This window comes from Polynucleobacter sp. MWH-Braz-FAM2G, from assembly GCF_018687635.1.
In the GTDB taxonomy this organism is placed as follows: domain Bacteria; phylum Pseudomonadota; class Gammaproteobacteria; order Burkholderiales; family Burkholderiaceae; genus Polynucleobacter.
Window position 1 is genome coordinate 544,345 of sequence record NZ_CP061300.1, and the last position, 20,064, is coordinate 564,408.

20 protein-coding genes are annotated in these 20,064 nt (G+C 44.6%); 17 read left to right on the top strand and 3 right to left on the bottom strand.

Features of this window, described 5'->3' with window-relative positions; genetic code table 11:
• Positions 1 to 25 precede the first annotated feature (25 nt).
• A complete protein-coding gene (locus FD973_RS02880; protein WP_215324134.1) occupies positions 26 to 439 on the top strand; it encodes a DoxX family protein in 414 nt (137 codons plus the stop codon).
• Positions 440 to 556: 117 nt separating this feature from the next.
• On the opposite strand, the gene FD973_RS02885 is transcribed toward FD973_RS02880, so the two are convergent.
• Genes FD973_RS02885 through map form a run of 3 tightly spaced genes read right to left on the bottom strand, consistent with a single transcriptional unit; the run spans position 557 to position 4,798 of the window.
• The gene (locus tag FD973_RS02885) at positions 557 to 1,357 is read right to left on the bottom strand and encodes a DUF4239 domain-containing protein (protein WP_215324135.1); all 801 of its coding nucleotides are present in this window, start codon (positions 1,355 to 1,357) and stop codon (positions 557 to 559) included.
• Positions 1,358 to 1,360: 3 nt separating this feature from the next.
• On the bottom strand, positions 1,361 to 3,958 hold the full coding sequence (locus FD973_RS02890) for a [protein-PII] uridylyltransferase (RefSeq protein ID WP_215324136.1): 2,598 nt from the start codon (positions 3,956 to 3,958) through the stop codon (positions 1,361 to 1,363).
• 3 nt (positions 3,959 to 3,961) lie between these two features.
• On the bottom strand, positions 3,962 to 4,798 hold the full coding sequence (map, locus tag FD973_RS02895; protein ID WP_215324137.1) for a type I methionyl aminopeptidase: 837 nt from the start codon (positions 4,796 to 4,798) through the stop codon (positions 3,962 to 3,964).
• Positions 4,799 to 5,066: 268 nt separating this feature from the next.
• On the opposite strand from map, the gene rpsB reads away from it, so the two are divergent.
• From rpsB to FD973_RS02975, 16 genes are all read left to right on the top strand, one after another.
• Positions 5,067 to 5,816, top strand: a complete 750-nt coding sequence (gene rpsB / locus FD973_RS02900) for a 30S ribosomal protein S2 (RefSeq protein WP_215324138.1) — start codon at positions 5,067 to 5,069, stop codon at positions 5,814 to 5,816.
• On the top strand, positions 5,816 to 6,700 hold the full coding sequence (gene tsf / locus FD973_RS02905; protein WP_215324139.1) for a translation elongation factor Ts: 885 nt from the start codon (positions 5,816 to 5,818) through the stop codon (positions 6,698 to 6,700). The genes rpsB and tsf overlap by 1 nt, the downstream gene beginning before the upstream one ends.
• Before the next feature lie 192 nt (positions 6,701 to 6,892).
• A complete protein-coding gene (gene pyrH / locus FD973_RS02910; RefSeq protein WP_215324140.1) occupies positions 6,893 to 7,603 on the top strand; it encodes a UMP kinase in 711 nt (236 codons plus the stop codon).
• Between the two features lie 11 nt (positions 7,604 to 7,614).
• The gene (frr, locus tag FD973_RS02915; RefSeq protein WP_215324141.1) at positions 7,615 to 8,175 is read left to right on the top strand and encodes a ribosome recycling factor; all 561 of its coding nucleotides are present in this window, start codon (positions 7,615 to 7,617) and stop codon (positions 8,173 to 8,175) included.
• A 24-nt stretch (positions 8,176 to 8,199) separates the two neighbouring features.
• Positions 8,200 to 8,973, top strand: a complete 774-nt coding sequence (locus FD973_RS02920; RefSeq protein WP_215324142.1) for an isoprenyl transferase — start codon at positions 8,200 to 8,202, stop codon at positions 8,971 to 8,973.
• A gap of 24 nt (positions 8,974 to 8,997) precedes the next feature.
• Positions 8,998 to 9,825, top strand: a complete 828-nt coding sequence (locus tag FD973_RS02925) for a phosphatidate cytidylyltransferase (protein ID WP_215324143.1) — start codon at positions 8,998 to 9,000, stop codon at positions 9,823 to 9,825.
• A 5-nt stretch (positions 9,826 to 9,830) separates the two neighbouring features.
• Positions 9,831 to 11,021 carry a 1-deoxy-D-xylulose-5-phosphate reductoisomerase gene (gene ispC / locus FD973_RS02930; RefSeq protein WP_215324686.1) on the top strand — a complete coding sequence of 397 codons (1,191 nt, stop codon included), beginning with the start codon at positions 9,831 to 9,833 and terminating at the stop codon, positions 11,019 to 11,021.
• Entirely contained in the window at positions 11,009 to 12,142 is a 1,134-nt protein-coding gene (gene rseP / locus FD973_RS02935) for an RIP metalloprotease RseP (protein ID WP_215324144.1), read from the top strand. Before ispC ends, rseP begins: the two co-directional genes overlap by 13 nt.
• A 5-nt stretch (positions 12,143 to 12,147) precedes the next feature.
• A complete protein-coding gene (bamA, locus tag FD973_RS02940) occupies positions 12,148 to 14,478 on the top strand; it encodes an outer membrane protein assembly factor BamA (RefSeq protein ID WP_371816877.1) in 2,331 nt (776 codons plus the stop codon).
• A gap of 18 nt (positions 14,479 to 14,496) precedes the next feature.
• Positions 14,497 to 15,024, top strand: coding sequence for an OmpH family outer membrane protein (locus tag FD973_RS02945; protein WP_215324146.1), 528 nt, complete (start codon positions 14,497 to 14,499; stop codon positions 15,022 to 15,024).
• A 4-nt stretch (positions 15,025 to 15,028) separates the two neighbouring features.
• Positions 15,029 to 16,096 (top strand): UDP-3-O-(3-hydroxymyristoyl)glucosamine N-acyltransferase, encoded by a 1,068-nt coding sequence (lpxD, locus tag FD973_RS02950; protein WP_215324147.1) that lies wholly within the window; start codon positions 15,029 to 15,031, stop codon positions 16,094 to 16,096.
• A 44-nt stretch (positions 16,097 to 16,140) separates the two neighbouring features.
• Positions 16,141 to 16,590 carry a 3-hydroxyacyl-ACP dehydratase FabZ gene (gene fabZ, locus FD973_RS02955; RefSeq protein ID WP_215324148.1) on the top strand — a complete coding sequence of 150 codons (450 nt, stop codon included), beginning with the start codon at positions 16,141 to 16,143 and terminating at the stop codon, positions 16,588 to 16,590.
• On the top strand, positions 16,590 to 17,387 hold the full coding sequence (gene lpxA, locus FD973_RS02960) for an acyl-ACP--UDP-N-acetylglucosamine O-acyltransferase (RefSeq protein WP_215324149.1): 798 nt from the start codon (positions 16,590 to 16,592) through the stop codon (positions 17,385 to 17,387). Before fabZ ends, lpxA begins: the two co-directional genes overlap by 1 nt.
• The gene (gene lpxB / locus FD973_RS02965) at positions 17,347 to 18,591 is read left to right on the top strand and encodes a lipid-A-disaccharide synthase (RefSeq protein ID WP_215324150.1); all 1,245 of its coding nucleotides are present in this window, start codon (positions 17,347 to 17,349) and stop codon (positions 18,589 to 18,591) included. The genes lpxA and lpxB overlap by 41 nt, the downstream gene beginning before the upstream one ends.
• A gap of 5 nt (positions 18,592 to 18,596) precedes the next feature.
• On the top strand, positions 18,597 to 19,190 hold the full coding sequence (gene rnhB / locus FD973_RS02970; RefSeq protein ID WP_215324151.1) for a ribonuclease HII: 594 nt from the start codon (positions 18,597 to 18,599) through the stop codon (positions 19,188 to 19,190).
• A 3-nt stretch (positions 19,191 to 19,193) separates the two neighbouring features.
• Positions 19,194 to 20,018 (top strand): RNA methyltransferase, encoded by an 825-nt coding sequence (locus tag FD973_RS02975; RefSeq protein WP_215324152.1) that lies wholly within the window; start codon positions 19,194 to 19,196, stop codon positions 20,016 to 20,018.
• Positions 20,019 to 20,064: the final 46 nt, after the last annotated feature.

Sequence of the window (20,064 nt, forward strand, 5' to 3'; positions counted from 1 at the left end):
AGCTGTCCAATTTTGAAAGGTTTGCATGGATAAGTCTCAAAGCGTATTGAATTTAATTGGGCGTATCGCAATTGCTACTTTGTTTTTGCCGGCTGGAATTCTGAAGTTAGCTGGAATAGAGGATACGGGTTCCTATTTTGGATCTTTACATCGTCCAGTTGTTGCAATTCTTGTATGGCTGGTTATGACCATTGAAATATTGGGAGGCCTAGCTCTCATTGCTGGCTATCGAACACGTCTTGCCGCCATTGTTTTGGCAACATACACCCTGGGTGCGAGCTTGATTGGGCATTCGTTTTGGTCTGCTCCTGAAGATGCGGCCCTGATTGCTCAATTGATATTCGTTAGGAATATGGCGATTTTGGGTGGCTTGTTAGTTCTAGCTGCATCTGGCGGTGGCGCCTATAGTTTGGATGCTCGCAACAAAAAGGTTGAGTGAAAACTTCTAGGCTGCCACCATGAGTAAGGCATTAGATCAAAAAAGCCCTTGTGGTGGAGACAACATCTACTTCGCCTTGAATTATTGGGTTGATTTTAAGAACCCAAAATAATTTATCTACTTAAAGTTCTGCTGTTGAAAATTAATAAAGGTATCGGGCTCAATTCGCATGCTTCCTTGGTAGGGGTGTGCGAATATCACAATTAAAAATAAAGTGGCTGACAGTGATGCGGTAATAAATCCCGTTGAAATCATATGCATTGTGAATGTTTCAGCTGTGTACAGATAGCTAACTCCAACAGTCAAAAAGGCGGATAAGAACATCACTAGCCAAATCACCATTGGGATGTGTTCTTTGGTGGAAAGAATTCGATCGCGCCGCGCATCAAATAAAGTGCTTAGTTGATCAATCGCTTTAGAGTGAATTCTGGATACTACTGGATCATGAGTCTTGAATTTGAGTAACGTATCGTAGCTATCGAGCAAAATTAATCTTCCCTTATCACCTATGGGTTGATTCGAGTTCATTTTGGGCCACTCTTCTTTGATAACTACTTCCATATATTTTTTGACATCATTCATTAACAATGATTTCGTGGGCTCGGTCATTCCTTGTGCGGAGCGATAGAAATCCTCTACAGCATGAGCTTCTTGATTGACGATCTGTTCAACACTGGTATAGAAGTTCCAAGTATTCACGACAATTAATGAAATCAGGACCGAACTAAATAGACCAACAGTACTTAGTGAGAGGCTAATGAAATCGTTATTAGCTTTATTTAATGAATCTGGAAGTAATTTTCTAAAAATCAGCAGTCCAAGCAATGCAACCGCAATTGAAAAACTCATAGCAATTAAACAGATGATCCAAGCGGGCGTATTGATATGATTAACATAGAGTAAGTTAACAAAATACATTTGTTAAGCCCCCAGAGCTTCAAGTAGTTCGGTTTCTAGTTGAATTTGTAATTTTGGATTTTTGCCTAGATTAGCTGCATCTAAGAGCAGGACGTCTTCCACTCTTTCACCAAGCGTATTGATCCTAGCGGAATGAATGGATACCTGATGCTTGGCCAATACTCTGGAGATGGTATAGAGCAGGCCAGTTCGGTCACTGGCAGAAAGTGCGAGAGTGTAATACCTGCCGCGATCATCCGGAACCATATGAACCCGTGGTTGGATTGGGAAGGTACGCGATTGTCTTGATAGGCGTCCCATGCTGGGGGCTGGGAGTGGTTCAGCATTCGTTAAGGCTGCAGTGAGTTCAAATTCGACCAACTGAATGATGTCACGGTAGCTACCGCCTTCATCAACGAGATTGCTTCCGGAGATTTGGAAAGTGTCTAATGCATAACCATGGCGGGTTGTATGAATGCGCGCATCCCAAATAGAAAAGCCATGTCTCTCAAAGTAAGCGCAAATTCTGGCAAATAAATCCTCCTGATCTTTTACGTAGACAGCTACTTGCAGTCCTTCGCCTATAGGAGAAAGTCTTGCTCTCACAATGGGTTGTTCGCTTTTGACTTTGTTGAAGAGATGACGTGTAAGCCATGCAATGTCAGAAGAATCTTGCCTCAAGAAGAAGGCAACATCTAACTGCTTCCACAAATCTTCGTAGGCATTATCGTTAATGCCATAAAGACGCAACTTCGCTCTAGACTCTTCTTGGTGTTGTGCCAGTTCAGAGGAGGCATCAGGCTTAGCTCCGCCGAGTACGCGCAAGGTTGCGCGATAGAGATCTTCGAGAAGCTTGCCTTTCCAGGCATTCCATACCTTAGGACTGGTGCCACGAACGTCCGCCACAGTTAATAAATAGAGGGCGGTAAGATGACGTTCATCTCCCATCTTTTTCGCAAAGGCTCTGACCACATCCGGGTCGGTAATGTCTTGCTTTTGGGCTACTTGGCTCATATTGAGATGTTCGGCTACCAGCCAGACCAGTAACTCAGTATCTTTTTTATCTAAACCATGATCCTTGGCAAACTTACGCATATCTGCTTTGCCTAGTTGAGAATGATCGCCGCCACGTCCCTTAGCTATGTCATGAAAGAGTGCTGCAATTACGAGTAACCAAGGCTTCTCAAAGTGGGCAATTAAGCTGCTACAGAAGGGAAATTCATGAGTGTGCTCAACCACCATAAAGCGTCTTACATTACGTAAAACCATCAGGATGTGTTGATCAACGGTATATATGTGAAATAAGTCATGCTGCATTTGCCCGACAATCTTTCTGAAGGCGGGGAGGTAGCGTCCTAGTACGCTAGTGCGATTCATGAGGTGGAAGGCGCGACTTACACCCTCAGGTTGCTTCAAGATCTCGATAAAAAGCGCTCGGTTAATGGGGTCGGCGCGCCACTTGCTGTCCATCTTTTGCCTGGCGTTATACAAGGCTCTGAAAATAGTAGCCGATAGACTTTTGACATTGGATGTTTGAGCAAAGACCAAAAAGGTTCTCAGAATTTGCTCGGGGTGTTTTTGAAAGAGTTGCGGGTCGGTAATGTCCAGCACCCCTTGTCTTTCAATGAAGTGTTCGTTTCCTTCGCCGGGAATTGACAGAATCGTCTTTGATTCTTGTGGAAAGAGAAGTGCTTCGATGTTTTGTAAAAGCACATCATTTAATTGGGTGACTGCTTTTGCTGCCCAGTAATAGCGACGCATTATTGCTTCGCTAGCCTGTCTGGAGGAATCTTCTTTAACGCCCATAGATGCTGCCAGCGCGGCTTGCAAGTCAAAGGCGAGCACATCTTGTCTTCGTCCCGCAAGTAAATGCAAATTTGCACGTAGCGTTTCTAGGAAACGTTGATTGCGGTTGAGTTCGGTGAGTTCGCGCTGAGTAACAAGGCCAGCCTCGTTGAGATCTTTAAATGTATCGCCCAATAATGCCGCCTTACTAACCCAAGAAATGACTTGCAAGTCACGCAAGCCACCTGGGCTCTCTTTGCAGTTAGGCTCCAGAGAGTAGGGGGTATTTTGATATTTGTAATGACGCTGAATTTGCTCTGCTAGCTTTGCTTGGAAGAAGGCTTTGGGATCCATTGCTGCTTCATAGGCTTTGGCAAAGTCTTTGAACAATTGTTTCTTGCCATAGATAAGTCGCGCCTCTAATAGTGATGTCCGAACAGTGATATCTTGCTCGGATTCTGAGATGCATTCAGCAACACTTCTTACAGATGAACCAATTTCTAGACCAGTATCCCAACAACTGGCAACAAATTGTTCAACTTGCTTTGATAGTGCTTGGGCTTTTTTCTCGTCTGCGGGCAACAGAATCAGAATATCAATATCTGAGTATGGAAATAGTGCGCCTCTACCAAAGCCGCCAACGGCAACTAGGGTTGCCTCCTGATTTAAGCCGCATAAGTTCCAAAGATGAGTGAGCAGTTGATCACTCAGTTTGGAAAGCTGCTTGGTTAATTTGCTAACCGATTGTGTTTTTCTAAACTCCTCATAAGCAATTTCGCGAGCAGCACGCAGACTGGCTGCATCAATAATGTTGCTAACTGCCTGCGACTTATTCATAGCTTAGGCATTTGCTGTTGCGGGTCTAAACGACAGGCCTTTGACGCAATCAGGAGGAGGGTTGCTACCTTCTGACCAGGTGAGCACTTCAACACCAGTTGGGGTGACTAACAAGGTATGCTCCCATTGGGCTGACAAACTACGATCTTTAGTTTTGACAGTCCACTGATCAGGCATGGTGCGAATATCTCGTTTGCCTGCATTAATCATCGGCTCTATTGTGAATGTCATGCCTGCTTCTAGTTTTTCACCAGTACCCGGTTTGCCGTAGTGAAGAATTTGTGGGTCTTGATGGAATACTTTGCCGATTCCATGTCCACAGTATTCACGGACTACTGAATAACCAGCGTTTTCTGCATGCGTTTGAATGACATGTCCAATATCGCCTAGTGAAGCACCTGGTTTTACTTGAGCGATGCCAAGCCACATGCATTCAAAAGTAATTTGAGTAAGACGTTTTGCCATAACGGAAACTTCGCCCACCATGAACATGCGGCTAGTGTCACCGTAGTAGCCATCTGGAGTAATTACTGTGATATCAAGATTTACTACATCCCCAGTCTTCAAAACCTTTTCGCCGGGGATTCCATGACAAATCACATCGTTTACCGAAGTGCAGATAGATGCTGGATAAGGAGGGTAGCCTGGTGGTTGATAGTTCAATGGGGCAGGAATGGTCTTTTGGACATCGCGCATGTAGGCATGGCAAATCCGATCTAACTCACCAGTAGTTACTCCTGCCTTAACGTGAGGAGTTACATGGTCAAGAACTTCACTGGCTAAACGGCCAGCTTCGCGCATCCCAAGGATGTCTTTTTCGGCTGTAAATACACTATTCATGCCTTGATTATCAACGACTTGGATAGTTTTGGTTTGAGGGTTATGCCTAAAAATTAGGCAAATATCCCGTTTTTAGGGCTTCAGAGAGCCATTTTGGGCTTAGATCTCCCTTGTTGAGAAAGGGCGGGGGTGTCTAGGCCATTGATATTTAAGCTATAATTTGGCACTCAGGTCTATTTTGGACTTGAAATCGCGAGTTGAGCCTTCCGGGGTGGCGTTTTTTAGCGCAGCTAGGACTCAACTTTAGAACCAACCCTTAGGAGAAGTTATGTCAGTAACGATGCGTCAAATGCTGGAAGCTGGTTGCCATTTTGGTCACCAAACTCGCTTCTGGTCCCCAAAGATGGCCCCTTATATTTTCGGTCATCGCAACAAAATCCACATCATCAACTTGGAAAAAACATTGCCGATGTTTCAGGACGCCCTGAAATTTGCAAAACAAGTTGCTGCTAATCGTGGCACGATTTTATTTGTCGGTACTAAGCGTCAATCACGCGAGATCATTGCTGAAGAAGCGACTCGTGCTGGTATGCCTTACATCGACAGCCGTTGGTTGGGTGGCACACTCACCAACTTTAAAACTGTTAAAGGCTCCCTCAAACGTTTGAAAGACATGGAAGTTGCTAAAGAAGCTGGCGACTGGGAAAAGCTTTCTAAGAAAGAGGCTTTGACTAATGACCGTGATCTCGACAAATTGCAAAAAGCACTAGGCGGTATCAAAGATTTGAATGGCGTTCCAGATGCGATTTTCGTAGTGGACGTTGGCTATCACAAGATTGCTATTACTGAAGCAAATAAGCTTGGTATTCCGGTAATCGCTGTTGTGGATACCAACCACTCACCAGAAGGTGTTGATTACATCATTCCTGGTAACGATGACTCAAGTAAAGCAGTAACACTCTATGCACGTGGCATTGCTGACGCAATCCTCGAAGGCAAAGCGAACTCTGTTCAAGAAATTTTGACAGCAGTTAAAGAGGGTGAAGAAGAGTTTGTTGAAGAAGGGAATGCTGAATAATGGCTGCTATTACCGCTGCAATGGTTGGCGAGTTACGCGCCAAGACTGATGCTCCGATGATGGAGTGCAAAAAAGCATTGACTGAAGCCGATGGTGATATGGCTCGTGCTGAAGAGATTCTGCGCGTAAAGCTGGGTAGCAAAGCTGGTAAAGCTGCTTCTCGAGTAACTGCTGAAGGTATCGTTGCTTCTTCTATTGACGGCACTACTGGTGCATTACTAGAAGTGAATTGCGAAACTGATTTCGTTTCTAAGAATGATGATTTCTTGGCATTTGCTAACGAGTGCGTCAAGTTGATTGCTGAAAAGAATCCAGCTGACGTTGCTGCTTTATTGGCATTGCCTTTAAATGGTCAAACTGTGGATGAAGTACGTAGCGCATTGATCGGTAAGATCGGCGAGAACATCATGCCACGTCGCTTTAAGCGTTTTGCTGGAAGCAGCAAATTGGTTTCATACCTCCACGGTACTCGCATTGGTGTGGTTGTTGAATTTGAAGGCGATGACACCGCCGCTAAAGACGTCGCAATGCACATTGCTGCGATGAAGCCAGTGGCTTTGTCGATGGCTGATGTTCCTGCTGAAGCCATTGCTGTTGAGCGTAGTGTTGCTGTTCAAAAAGCTGCTGAATCTGGTAAACCACCAGAAATCGTTGAAAAGATGGTTGAAGGTTCTATTCAGAAGTACCTCAAAGAGGTTTCTTTGCTGAATCAAACTTTCGTTAAAAACGATAAGCAAACAGTTGAACAAATGCTCAAGGCTGCTAATACAACAATCAAAGGTTTCACCATGTTTGTTGTAGGCGAAGGCATTGAAAAGCGTCAAGATGACTTTGCCGCAGAAGTGGCTGCACAAGTGGCGGCTGCCTCAAAAGCAACTGCTTAATTAGTCATTACCTGGTTTTGGGCTTGCCCAGCCAGTAGGCAATACCCAAAAGGGCATAGAAACCTTAGTTTCTGTGCCCTTTTCTTTGATCCCCTCTAAGCCCTTTATAATTTGCGTGAGATATTAAAAAGTGCTTAAAGATCAATAAGCTAAGTAAATTAATTACTTGGCAAATTACGGAAAACAAAAAACATGCCAGCCTACAAACGTGTCCTCCTAAAACTATCTGGTGAAGCCCTTATGGGTGATGATGCTTTCGGCATCAATCCAGTCACTATTGATTCAATGGTCAAAGAAATTGCCGAAGTTGTAAATAGCGGAGTAGAGCTAGCAATCGTGATTGGTGGAGGAAATATTTTCCGCGGTGTTGCTGGTGGGGCTGCCGGTATGGATCGCGCAACAGCCGATTACATGGGTATGTTAGCAACGATGATGAATTCCTTGGCCTTGCAAGATGCATTGCGTCAAAAAGGAGTTGAAGCGCGAGTGCAATCAGCATTACGTATGGACCAAGTAGTTGAGCCATACATTCGTCCACGCGCAATACGTGCGATGGGGGAAGGTAAAGTGGTGATCTTCGCAGCAGGCACTGGTAATCCATTCTTTACTACCGATACAGCAGCTGCTTTGCGCGGTGCTGAGATGGGCGTTGAGGTCATGCTTAAGGCAACGAAAGTAGATGGCATCTATAGTGCTGACCCAGCAAAAGATCCGTCTGCTACTTTATATAAAACAATCACATTTGATGAAGCTTTAATTAAGAATCTTCAGGTCATGGATGCAACTGCATTTGCATTGTGTCGTGATCGTAAATTACCCATCAAAGTATTTTCGATTCTCAAGCCAGGCGCTCTAATGCGTGTAGTGCAAGGTGAACCAGAAGGTACTTTAGTACACGTTTAATAGGAGGTCTGATGTCTGCAGCAGAAATTAAAACCAATACCGATCAAAAGATGCAAAAGTCTCTTGAGGCTTTGAAGACCAATTTAGCGAAGATTCGCTCTGGTCGTGCTAACCCAGGAATCTTGGAGCATATTCATGTAGATTATTACGGTAATCCAACACCCTTAAGTCAGGTTGCTAGTTTGGGTTTGGCTGATGCGCGCACTATTAATGTTCAGCCATTTGAAAAGTCCATGGTTGCGGTAATTGAGAAGGCAATTCGGGATTCTGATTTGGGTCTCAATCCTGCGTCCCAAGGTACTGTGATTCGGGTGCCAATGCCCGCGTTGACTGAAGAGCGCCGTCGTGAACTGACTAAGGTTGTTAAGAGTGAGGGCGAGGATGCCAAGATCGCCGTCAGAAATTTGCGCCGTGATGCTAATGAACACCTCAAGCGTTTAACTAAGGACAAAGAGATTTCTGAGGATGATGAGCGTCGTGCTACCGATGATATTCAGAAGATGACTGACAAGGCAGTGGTAGATATTGACAAAATCATTGCTGAAAAAGAAAAAGAGATTATGACGGTTTAAAGCCGGCATGAATTCCACTTTCTGATGACTCAACACTCTAGCTCAACCCTAACTATCCCCGAGGTAAGTGCCTTACCACGCCATGTGGCAATCATCATGGATGGTAATGGTCGTTGGGCTAGTAAGCGTATGATGCCCCGCGTGGCGGGGCACTCAGAAGGTTTAAGTGCGGTTCGAAAGATTGTTCAAGAATGTCGTAAGCTTGGCGTCGAGTACCTAACGGTATTTGCTTTTAGTTCTGAGAATTGGCGTCGTCCTCCTGAGGAAGTTGGTTTTTTAATGAAGCTATTCCTCAAATCCTTAAAAGGTGAAGTATCGCGCCTTGCTGAAAATGATATCGCGTTGCGATTGATTGGTGATTTGAGTCGATTTGATACTGCCATCCAAGAGATGGTGCAGTTCTCTGAACAAAAGACGGCAGATTGCAAAGCGCTCACGTTTACGATTGCTGCGAACTATGGTGGTCGCTGGGACATCTTGCAAGCAATGCGTCAATGTCTCGCTGCTAATCCAAATTTAAAGCCGGAGCAAGTAACGGAAGAGTTGTTGCAACCGCATCTCTCTATGGCTTACGCTCCAGAGCCAGACTTATTTATTCGTACAGGTGGTGAGCAACGCGTGAGTAATTTCTTGTTATGGCAATTGGCGTATACCGAGTTGTATTTCACGGATGTCTTATGGCCTGACTTTGATGAGAAAGAGTTACATAAAGCATTTGACTGGTTTAGTCAGCGTGAGCGTCGTTTTGGTCGCACAAGCGCCCAGCTTGCTTCTCAAGCGATGAGTGATGCTGTTTGACGTAGTACTTTTCAAGACCTTTTTATGTTAAGAACCCGAGTCATTACCGCCCTAGTACTGCTGGCGGTATTACTGCCCACTTTATTTTTGCTACCCCCGATTTATATTGGCGGTTTCTTTCTGCTTGCCTTAATAGCCGCCGCTTGGGAGTGGAGTCGTTTGCTTTCTCCAGGTGCTGAGCGTGCGGCTTGGTTGTATGCCTTATTTTGTTTAGGAATTATTTTATTTTTGCTTGGCATGCAAAATGCTTCTTGGCAATTCGCACTATTACTTCTGGCTGTTATCTTTTGGTTTTTTATCGCACCTTTTATTTTGGCGAAGGGTATGAATCTTGTCTTACAAAAGCTTCGCCCATTTTATGTAGTACTCGGATTAATTTTATTGCCCGCCACTTGGTTCGCTTTAGTGTTCTTGCGAGAACTGGGTCTGATCTTTTTGCTTACCACCATGGCATTGGTATGGGTTGCAGATATTGGCGCTTACTTTGTTGGTAGGGCATTTGGCAAGCGCAAGCTTGCAGTACAAATTAGTCCAGGAAAATCGATTGAGGGTGCGATAGGCGGGTTGATACTTTGTTATGTTTATGCATTTACATGCGTTTACTTCCTGACTTTTGAATCTACATTATTTGGTGCTTGGGCAATTCGGTTTGGTTGGGTTCCAATGTTCATGATGGTGACAGTATTAGTTGCCTTCAGTATTTTTGGCGACCTGTTTGAGTCTCAGCTCAAGCGTTTGGCGGGTGTTAAAGACTCTAGCCATCTGTTGCCAGGTCATGGTGGTGTATTGGATCGAGTGGATGCATTAATTCCGACGATGCCTATCGCTGCATTATTGGCAGGATTTGTGTAATGCCAATGAAGCGAGTTGCTATCCTAGGCTCAACTGGATCGATTGGCGTCAATACATTAGATGTCATTCGGGCGCATCCAGATCGTTTTAAGGTTGTTGCTTTAACTGCAGCAAAACAAGTTGACCTACTGGCAGAGCAGTCTCTCGAATTCAATCCCTCTATAGCCGTAGTGGCTGATCCTGATGGTGCGCTTCGTTTAAAAAAGCTTTTGCTTGAGAAAAAAATCAGTACTGAGGTTTTGTGTGGACCTCAGGGTTTAGTGACTGCCGTTACTGAATCGGGTTGCGATACTGTGATGGCTGCGATAGTGGGGGCTGCTGGCTTAGTTCCTGCATTAGCTGCTGCCCAAGCTGGAAAAAGAGTTTTACTGGCAAATAAAGAAGCCTTGGTAATGTCGGGCGACTTATTTATGTTGGCCATGAAGCAGGGCGGTGGAGAGCTCTTGCCTATCGACAGTGAACATAACGCGATTTTTCAGTGTCTTCCAAGTCAATTTACTAAAGATCCTAGCTCAAGTTTAGGGGTTGAGGAGCTCTGGTTAACAGCCTCAGGAGGACCATTCAGAAATACACCATTAGAGCAATTGGAAAGTATTACCCCAGCCCAGGCTTGTGCTCACCCAAATTGGGTAATGGGTAGAAAAATATCAGTTGATTCTGCAACGATGATGAACAAAGGTCTTGAGGTCATTGAGGCATTTTGGTTATTTGGATTGTCTTTGGAAAAAATTAAGGTATTGATTCATCCGCAAAGCGTTGTGCATTCGATGGTGCGTTATCGGGATGGCTCAGTATTGGCTCAGTTGGGTCAGCCTGATATGCGCACACCGATTGCCTATGGTTTGGCATGGCCGGAGCGGATTGATGCGGGGGTTGCTCCCCTGAGTTTGACTCAGATGGCCGCCCTAAGCTTCACTGAACCTGATCTTAAACGCTTTCCTTGCCTGTCTCTGGCCTTTGCGGCTGCCAAAACTGGCGGTACCGCGCCAACGGTTTTAAATGCCGCCAATGAAGTTGCAGTCGCAGCATTCTTGGATGAAGATTTGCCCTATTTACAAATTCCAGTGCTTGTCGAGAAAGTGCTAAATTCCACTTCCTTTATGAAGGCTGATTCACTGGAGTTGATTTTGGATGTCGATGCGCGTGCTCGTCAATCGGCGCAAGAGGTGGTAAAGGAAATTCTTTGCAAGCTATAGTAACTCTTGCTGCATTTCTGTTGGCCTTGGGCGTGTTAGTCAGCTTTCATGAGTTTGGACATTTTTTAGCCGCTCGCTTTTGCGGAGTTCGTGTACTTCGTTTTGCGATTGGTTTTGGTAAGCCTTTATTTACTTACCGCGCACAAAATAAAACAGAATGGGTGCTAGCCACAATCCCCTTGGGTGGCTATGTCAAATTATTGGATAGGCGCAATAGCAAAGAAGTGGTTGAGCCAGTTGAAGCGCTCCAGGCTTTTGATGGCAAGCCCTTGTGGCAACGATCGTTCATTGTGGCTGCAGGACCTTTAGCCAATTTTCTGTTGGCCATCATTTTCTTTGCCTTTATTTATGTAACTGGCGCCCCTCAGTTACCAGCAGTTATCAAAGCCCCACCCGAAAATTCAGTAGCCGCCAAAATTGGCTTGAATCAAGGGGATAAAGTGGTTGGTTGGCGATATTTAGATGCTAAAGAAGACAATATGCCCCTTTTTGGGGAATTTGAGCCTGTTCCGAGCTGGAATTCATTACGTTGGAGCTTAATGGATGCCATTACTGGGGAGAGTGGGTTTGCCTTGGATGTGCAAAATCCTGCAGGTGTCAGTTCTGTAAAGACCTTTTATGCCAAGGATTTACCAAAAATTAGCCCAGAAAGTGACCCCATTTTGGCGCTTGGGATCTTGCCAATGCTTAGTCCCCTAGGGCAATGGGATGAGCTTAAATTAGGGCCCTTAGATGCATTGGCATTTGCTTCTAAAAGGGTATGGGTTATCACTAAGGTCTCCACAAGGTTAATGTTGGGCTTGTTTACTGGAAATACCTCCATAAAGCAGCTCGGCGGACCCCTAAGCATCGCTGACATGGCTGGGAAAACGGCTCGAGTAGGTTGGCAACCATATTTGGCATTTTTAGCCATGATGAGTATTAGTGTCGGATTACTCAATTTGCTCCCTTTTCCCATGCTTGATGGGGGTCAGCTACTGTATGATGCATGGGAGTTGGTTGCTGGTAAGCCGATTACGACATCAATGCAGGAGCAGCTCCAAAAAGTGGGCTTTATTTTGCTGATTTCTTTGTCATTACTGGCCTTGTTTAACGATTTACAACGCTATATTTCGCCTTGAATTCTCTGACACATTCTTCCCGTTTTTTTGCTCGTTTTATTGCTCAAATCCTCACGATTATTGCTTTGGGTTTGAGCTTGAATGCACTAGCAGCAGATTCTTTTGTGGTGAAAGATATTCGTGTTGAAGGTTTGCAACGTGTCGAGCCAGGCACAGTGTTTAGTTATTTGCCAGTCCAGGTAGGTGAAACATTTACCGATGAAAAAGGTGCTGAGGCTATTAAAGTACTTTATGGCACGGGCTTTTTCAGAGACGTTCAGATTCAAGCGCAAGGCAATGTTTTGATTGTGATTGTTGAAGAGCGTCCGACAATATCTCGCATTGAATTTACAGGCATGAAAGAATTTGAGCCCGATGTAGTACGCAAGTCCTTGAAAGCGGTTGGCGTGGCAGAGGCGCGTTTTTATGACAAGGCTTTAATTGATAAGGCTGAGCAGGAGCTAAAGCGTTCATACGTCGGTAAAGGAATGTATGCCGCTGAAGTTGTTGCCACAGTTACCCCTTTAGAGCGTAATCAAGTGGCCGTTTACTTTAACGTTGATGAGGGTCCAATTGCCAAAATTCAAGAAATCAATTTTATTGGCAATGAAGAATTTAGTGAGAGCACCTTAAGAAGCGAGATGCAATTAAAGACAGGTGGCTGGTTGTCTTGGTATAGCAAAGATAATCTCTACTCAAAACAAAAGCTCACTGCAGACCTAGAAACTATTCGTTCTTATTATCTGAATCGTGGCTATCTTGAGTTCGTCATTGAATCTACTCAAGTGTCGATTACTCCCGATAAAAAAGGTATCTATCTCACGATCAGTATTCGTGAGGGTAAAAAGTTTACGGTTAAAGATGTGCGATTGGCTGGTGAAACCCTCGGCAAAGAAGCCGAGTTAATGCAGTTGGTCACTATAAAGCCCGGTGATACTTTCTCATCTGCCCGCTTGACTGAGAGTACCAAATCAATTGCCGAGGTTTTGGGTTCTTATGGATACGCTTTCGCAACAATTAATCCACAACCTGACATTCGAAGAGATATTGCTGAGGTAGACCTCACATTAGTGGTTGACCCAGGTCGTCGTATTTATGTTCGACAGGTGGCTATTAGCGGAAATGCTAAGACGCGAGACGTCGTTATTCGTCGTGAGATGCGCCAATTTGAAAGTTCATGGTTTGATAGCGACAAGATCGATCTTTCTAAAAAGCGCTTGGGACGACTTGGTTATTTCACTGAAACAGATATCACTACTGAGGATGTTCCAGGGTCTCCAGATCAAGTAGATGTCAATGTGAAGGTGACCGAGAAGCCGACGGGCGCAATCACTTTGGGCGCAGGCTTTTCATCAACTGAAAAACTGATCTTATCGGCTGGTGTTAATCAAGATAATGCCTTTGGTACAGGCACATCGATTGGATTGAATGCAGCTTTAGGTAAGGTAAATCAAAATCTAACTTTATCTAATTATGATCCCTATTTCACCGAAGAGGGTATAAGTCGCTACACTGATTTTTACTATCGCTCTTCCAAGCCTCTTTATTACATTGGCGATCCTGACTATCAAATTAAATCCGTAGGTTCCAATATTAAGTTTGGTGTTCCGTACACCGAGGTCGATCGCGTCTTCTTCGGAACTGGTATTGAAGTATTTAGTATCTACGCCACCACGAATACACCAATTCCTTATCAAAATTATGTTACAAGTTACGGGGGAACGGTACCTGGTCGTTTGCAAACCTATAACGTTCCTCTTACAGTAGGCTGGGCTCGTGATGGTCGTGATAGCGCTTTAATTCCATCAGAGGGCTCTTTGCAACAACTATCGGCTGAAGTTGGAACCCCTATTGGCGACCTTACTTTCTACCGAGTTTATGGCCAGTACCAAAAATACCATTCTTTCTCTAAAGGCAATATCTTGTCATTTAATGGAGAAGTTGGTTATGGCGAAGCATATGGCAATAAGCTTTTTCCTATTACCAAAAACTATTTCGTAGGCGGCATTGGATCAGTGCGGGGCTACTCTCCAGGTTCCTTGGGTCCTCAGTACTACAACACGGTTACTAATTCTTATCAGCCAACAGGCGGTCAATCTAAGATTGTGGCGAACGTAGAGTACACCTTCCCCGTACCTGGTTCAGGGGTCGATAAAACATTGCGTATGTTTACTTTCGTTGACGGTGGTAACGCTTTTGGAGAAAACATTAATTTAGTCCTAAGGTACTCATATGGATTGGGTATATCATGGATATCACCGCTAGGACCTCTAAAATTTAGTTATGGTATTCCGTATAAGTCGCAGCCAACGGATAATATTCAACGTTTACAGTTCCAAGTCGGTACAGCGTTTTAATTGTTTAAGGAAAGTTTTATGAAGCTTTATCAATCTTCTAAATGGATTAAGGTGGGTATATTTGCTGCAGTGTCAGTTATATCTGCTCCACAAGTTTTTGCGCAAGATGCAGGCACACGTGTTGCTGTGGTCAACTCTGAGAAAGTATTCAACGAATCCAATCTTGCAAAAGCTATGCAAACTCGTTTGCAAAATGAATTTACTAAGCGCCAGAATGATTTACGAGATAGCGCTCAAAAAATTAAGTCAGCGGCTGAAAAGTTAGATCGTGATGCGGCTGTGATGAATGAAGCAGAACGCGTTCGTCGTCAGCGTGAGTTGGCCGATCAAGACCGTGAACTCCAACGCAAACAACGTGAATTTACAGAAGATCTTAATCAACGTACATTTGAAGAGCGTGCCAAGATTGCTGAAAAAGCGAATGCGGTCCTCAAACAAATTGCCGAACAAAGAAAAATCGACATTATTGTTCAAGAGGCGGCTTATGTGAGTCCCAAGGCTGATGTAACTGATGATGTCATCAAGGCTTTAAACAGCTTAAAGTAATCTTATGCCGACCGCCATCAAGCTGGCCGAACAGTTTCAAGTAAGCTTGATGGGGCAAGCGCCTCACGATTTCAGTGGCCTCGCTCCTTTAGAGCGAGCGCAATCTAATCAGATTTCCTTTCTTTCTAATCCGCTTTATAGGCAACAAGCCAGCGCTAGTAATGCTGGGGCTCTAATTGTCAGCCAATCTGATTTTGAGTTTTTGCAAGCCAACCCTGGCGCAAATTCAGAAAAGCGGGTGTACTTTGTTTCTAAAAATCCCTATGCCACCTTTGCTAGGATGGCTCAATATTTTGCTAAAGAAAATGGCCCAATTTATACCGCTGGAATTCATCCTAATGCGGTAGTTCATCCTACCGCTATAGTGCCAACTTCATGTCATATTGGGCCCTTTGTTCAAATTGGCGCAGGTGTGACTTTGGGCGAGCGCGTTGTCATTCTGGGTAATACCAGCATTGCTCAGAACAGTGTTATCGGAAATGATTCGCTCATCTATCCATCAGCCTCAATTTATAGCCATAGCCAAATTGGTGAGCGTTGCATTATCCATAGCGGCGCTGTAATAGGTGCGGATGGATTTGGTTTTGCTCCTGATTTTTCAGCAACTGGTGGGGAATGGGTCAAGATCCCTCAAACTGGTCGGGTGGTAATTGGAGATGATGTTGAGATTGGCGCTTCTACCACGATTGATCGTGGCGCTATGACCGATACGGTAATTGGTTCTGGAACAAAAATCGATAATCAGGTACAAATTGCGCACAATGTCATTGTCGGAAATTGTTGCGTTATTGCTGGATGTGCCGGTATATCAGGTAGTACAAAAATTGGAAATTTCTGCATTATTGGCGGTTCAGCAAACTTTGCGGGTCATCTTACGATTGCTGATAGAACTACGGTTTCTGGCAATACGTCCATTATTCGCTCTATTACGGAGCCAGGACAGCATTTCACGGGCGTTTACCCCTCTATGCTCCATGCTGCTTGGGAGAAAAACGCGGCGATTTTGCGCGGCCTAGATAAAATACGTCAACGCTTGCGTTTACTGGATAAAAACAAATCTACAGATTCGTAAAAATCTGTAAACCTACATTCATTCTACTTTTTAGCAGGTTATTTATGAGCACTCCAATTGCAATTGACATCAACAAGATCCTGAAGTTGCTACCACATCGCTACCCATTTCTATTGGTTGACCGCGTGCTGGAAATCGCTCCTCGTGAAAGTATTACGGCATTAAAAAATGTCACCATGAATGAACCGTTCTTTCAAGGTCACTTTCCAGATTTTCCTGTGATGCCAGGGGTATTAATCATTGAAGCGTTGGCTCAAACGGCCGCTTTACTAACTTTTTCAGAAGAGCGCGCTGAAGATGCGATTTACTATTTCGCAGGTATTGATGGTGCCCGTTTTAAAAAACCAGTATTACCTGGCGATCAGTTGATTATGACTGCTAAGTTAGAGCGTGGGCGAGCTGGCATCTACAAGTTTGCAGTGCAGGCAACTGTCGACGGTGAGATTGCCGCTGAAGCTAATATCACTTGTGCGGTTCGTACGAAAGGCGCGTAATGACTCGGATTCATGCATCTGCTGTTGTGGATAGTAAGGCTGAGCTAGCTGGTGATGTTGAAGTTGGTCCATATTCCGTAATTGGCCCAAATGTAAAAATTGGTGCTGGTACTAAGGTAGGCTCTCACACTGTTATTGAGGGTTACACCACTATCGGGAAAGATAATCACTTTGCTCACTTTGCTGCTATTGGTGGACCTCCGCAAGATATGAAATACCGTGGAGAGCCAACGCAATTAATTATTGGTGATCGTAATACCGTTCGAGAATTCACAACGATACATACTGGTACATCTCAAGATGAGGGTGTCACTCGTATTGGAAATGACAACTGGATTATGGCTTATGTGCATATTGCCCATGACTGCCAAGTTGGTAATCACACTATTTTCTCCAGCAATGCGCAAATCGCTGGACATGTTCAGGTAGCGGACTGGGCCATCATGGGTGGCATGTCTGGTGTGCATCAGTTTGTTCGTATTGGCCAGCATGCAATGTTGGGCGGGGCATCTGCATTGGTGCAAGACATACCTCCTTTTGTGATTGCTGCTGGAGATAAGGCTTCTCCTCATGGCATCAATGTAGAGGGTTTAAAGCGCCGTGGATTTTCAACGGAAACCATATCCGCACTACGTCAAGCATATAAAGTTCTCTATAAAGACGGACTGAGTTTTGAAGACGCTAAAGTAGAAATTCAGAAGATGGTCGTTGCGTCGGCGGCAGATCCTGCTACTGCTGAGAAGCTTGCGCAGTTTCATGACTTTATTGCTGCCTCTACGCGCGGCATTATACGGTAACGGAACTACTTTGCCAAAGTTAGCTTGTGTAGCAGGCGAACCTTCCGGTGATTTGTTGGCTGCACCAGTACTGAGTGCGCTCAATCAGATTCCAGATATGGCTGGTCTTGAGGTGTATGGAGTTGGTGGTCCACGTATGCAGGCAGAAGGTATGCGTTCCATTTGGCCAATGGAAACATTAAGTGTACGCGGTTATGTGGAAGCCATTAAACAACTTCCCGCCATCCTAAGATTGCGTAAAGAGCTCATCCATCACCTGTTAAATGAAGGGCGACCCGATGTTTATTTGGGTATTGATGCTCCGGACTTTAATTTAGGCGTTGAGCTGCAATTGCGTAAAGCGGGTATTCCTACTTTGCATTTAGTTTCACCATCAATTTGGGCCTGGAGAGCAGGGCGTATTAAGAAGATTTCACAAGCAGTGGAGCGTATGCTGTGTATCTTTCCTTTTGAAACTGAAATCTACGATCGTGCGGGAGTTGCATCTACTTATGTGGGGCACCCATTAGCAAGTGATATTCCATTGGAGCCAAATACAACCAATGCAAGACAAGCTATTGCAAATACACTGAATCTCGCACCAGTCTCACTTGATGGAATTGTGGTTGCGGTTTTGCCTGGTAGTCGTAGCTCCGAGATTGAATTAATTGCCCCAGTCTTTTTTAAAACAATGCAGCTATTAAGCGAAAGATTAAAGGGTCAGAAGCTTCACTTTTTAATTCCGGTAGCGACACCCCGATTGCGCGAGCCGCTTGAACAACTCTTGCTTCAAACTCAGAGTATTAATCCAGGGATTCAGATTCATTTGCTTGATGGTATGGCTGATGAGGTTCTAGAAGCATCTGATGTTGTCTTAATCGCGAGTGGTACAGCGACCTTGCAGGCAGCGCTATGGAAAAAACCTATGGTGATTTCATATAAGGTGCCTTGGCTAACGGCGCAAATTATGAAACGCCAAGGTTATTTGCCTTATGTCGGCTTGCCGAATATCTTGTGTGGTGAGTTTGTAGTCCCTGAGTATCTGCAGGATGATGCAACCCCAGAAAAATTAGTGAATGCCCTTCAAGACTGGTTGGATCACCCAGCTAAAGTTGCCGAACTAAAAGAGCGCTTCTCCAAAATGCATGAAACCTTGCGCCGTCCTACTGGTCTTCTAGTTGCTCAAGCGGTAGCTCAGACTATCGCAAATAACCGTAAAGCCTAATTAATATGAATATGATTTGGGTCTGCGGAGTCGATGAAGCTGGGCGTGGCCCTTTAGTTGGCGCTGTAGTTGCAGGTGCAGTAGTGCTCGATCCCAATAATCCGATTGAGGGCTTAAAGGACTCCAAAAAATTAAGCGCTGCTCGCCGTGAATTTTTATACAAACAGATTCTAGAGAAAGCAAAAGCTTGGGGTGTGGGTGAGGCTAGCCCTGCTGAAATTGATGAAATTAATATTTTGCAAGCGACGATGCTGGCAATGCGTCGTGCTATTGAGGATATGACCATTCGATTAGGAGCTTGGCCAGATAAAGCTTTAATTGATGGTAATCGGTGTCCAGAGTTACCGATTGCAGCGGAGGCGATTGTGAAGGGTGATGCTAAAGAGCCTGCTATTTCTGCGGCATCAATCATTGCTAAAGTCACGCGTGATCGTCAGATGATGTCCTTGCACGAGAAATATCCGGAGTATGGTTTTGCCCAACATATGGGTTACCCAACAGAGGCTCATTTTGCTGCTCTTGAGCAATATGGTGCATGTGAGCAACATCGACGTAGCTTTTCACCGGTGCGTAAGGTTCTGGAATTCAGAGCAAGTTAAGCCATGAACTTTGATCTCATTACCTCCAAAGAGAATTCTTTATTCAAAGAGATTCGAAATTTACAAGCCACAGGTTCTAAAGGTCAGAAGGCTAGGTTGGCAAGTGGCCATGCATTATTAGAAGGTATCCATCTAGTTCAAACTTGGGTTGGCGACCCCGCTCTAAAAACACTGTTTACTTCAGAGCTTGGATTAAAGAATTTAGAAATCTCTCAAGCAGTTTATGAGCATTTAGAAATTTGCCCTGAGACTAAAGTCTTTCAATTGGATAGTGCGCTGTGGGATTTATTATCGGATTTGGTTAATGCACCGCACATTGCTGGATTCCTTAACCTTCCAAAATCAACCCTCACCCCACCGCAATCCATTGCTACTCTAGAAGGCGATGTGGTGATATTGGATCGCGTACAAGATGCGGGTAATGTGGGCTCTATTTTGCGCACAGCAGCCGCAGCAGGCTTCTCTCAAGTAATTGCTTTATCGGGTTGTGCGCATTTATGGTCCAACAAAGTATTGCGAGCAGGCATGGGGGCACATCGCTTACTAGATTTATATGAGGGCTGGACTAACCAGCAAGTTTTAAGTGCAATTACTGCTCCACTGCTGGCTGCCACAGCAGATGCAGATCAAGATCTCTACACTCTAAAAGAAAAGCTTCTCCATCCTGTTGCTTGGGTGATGGGCAGCGAGGGGCAGGGCGTTTCTGAAGATCTGCTTGCGCAATCCAAAGGCGTATCCATTCCTATTGACCCAAGGGTAGAGTCATTGAATGTTTCTACTGCAGCAGCTATTTGTTTATTTGAGACAGTGCGGATTAGACGTACTTAACCTAGAAACCTCTAAAGCTTTTGAAATTACTTGAGATAGATCAAGT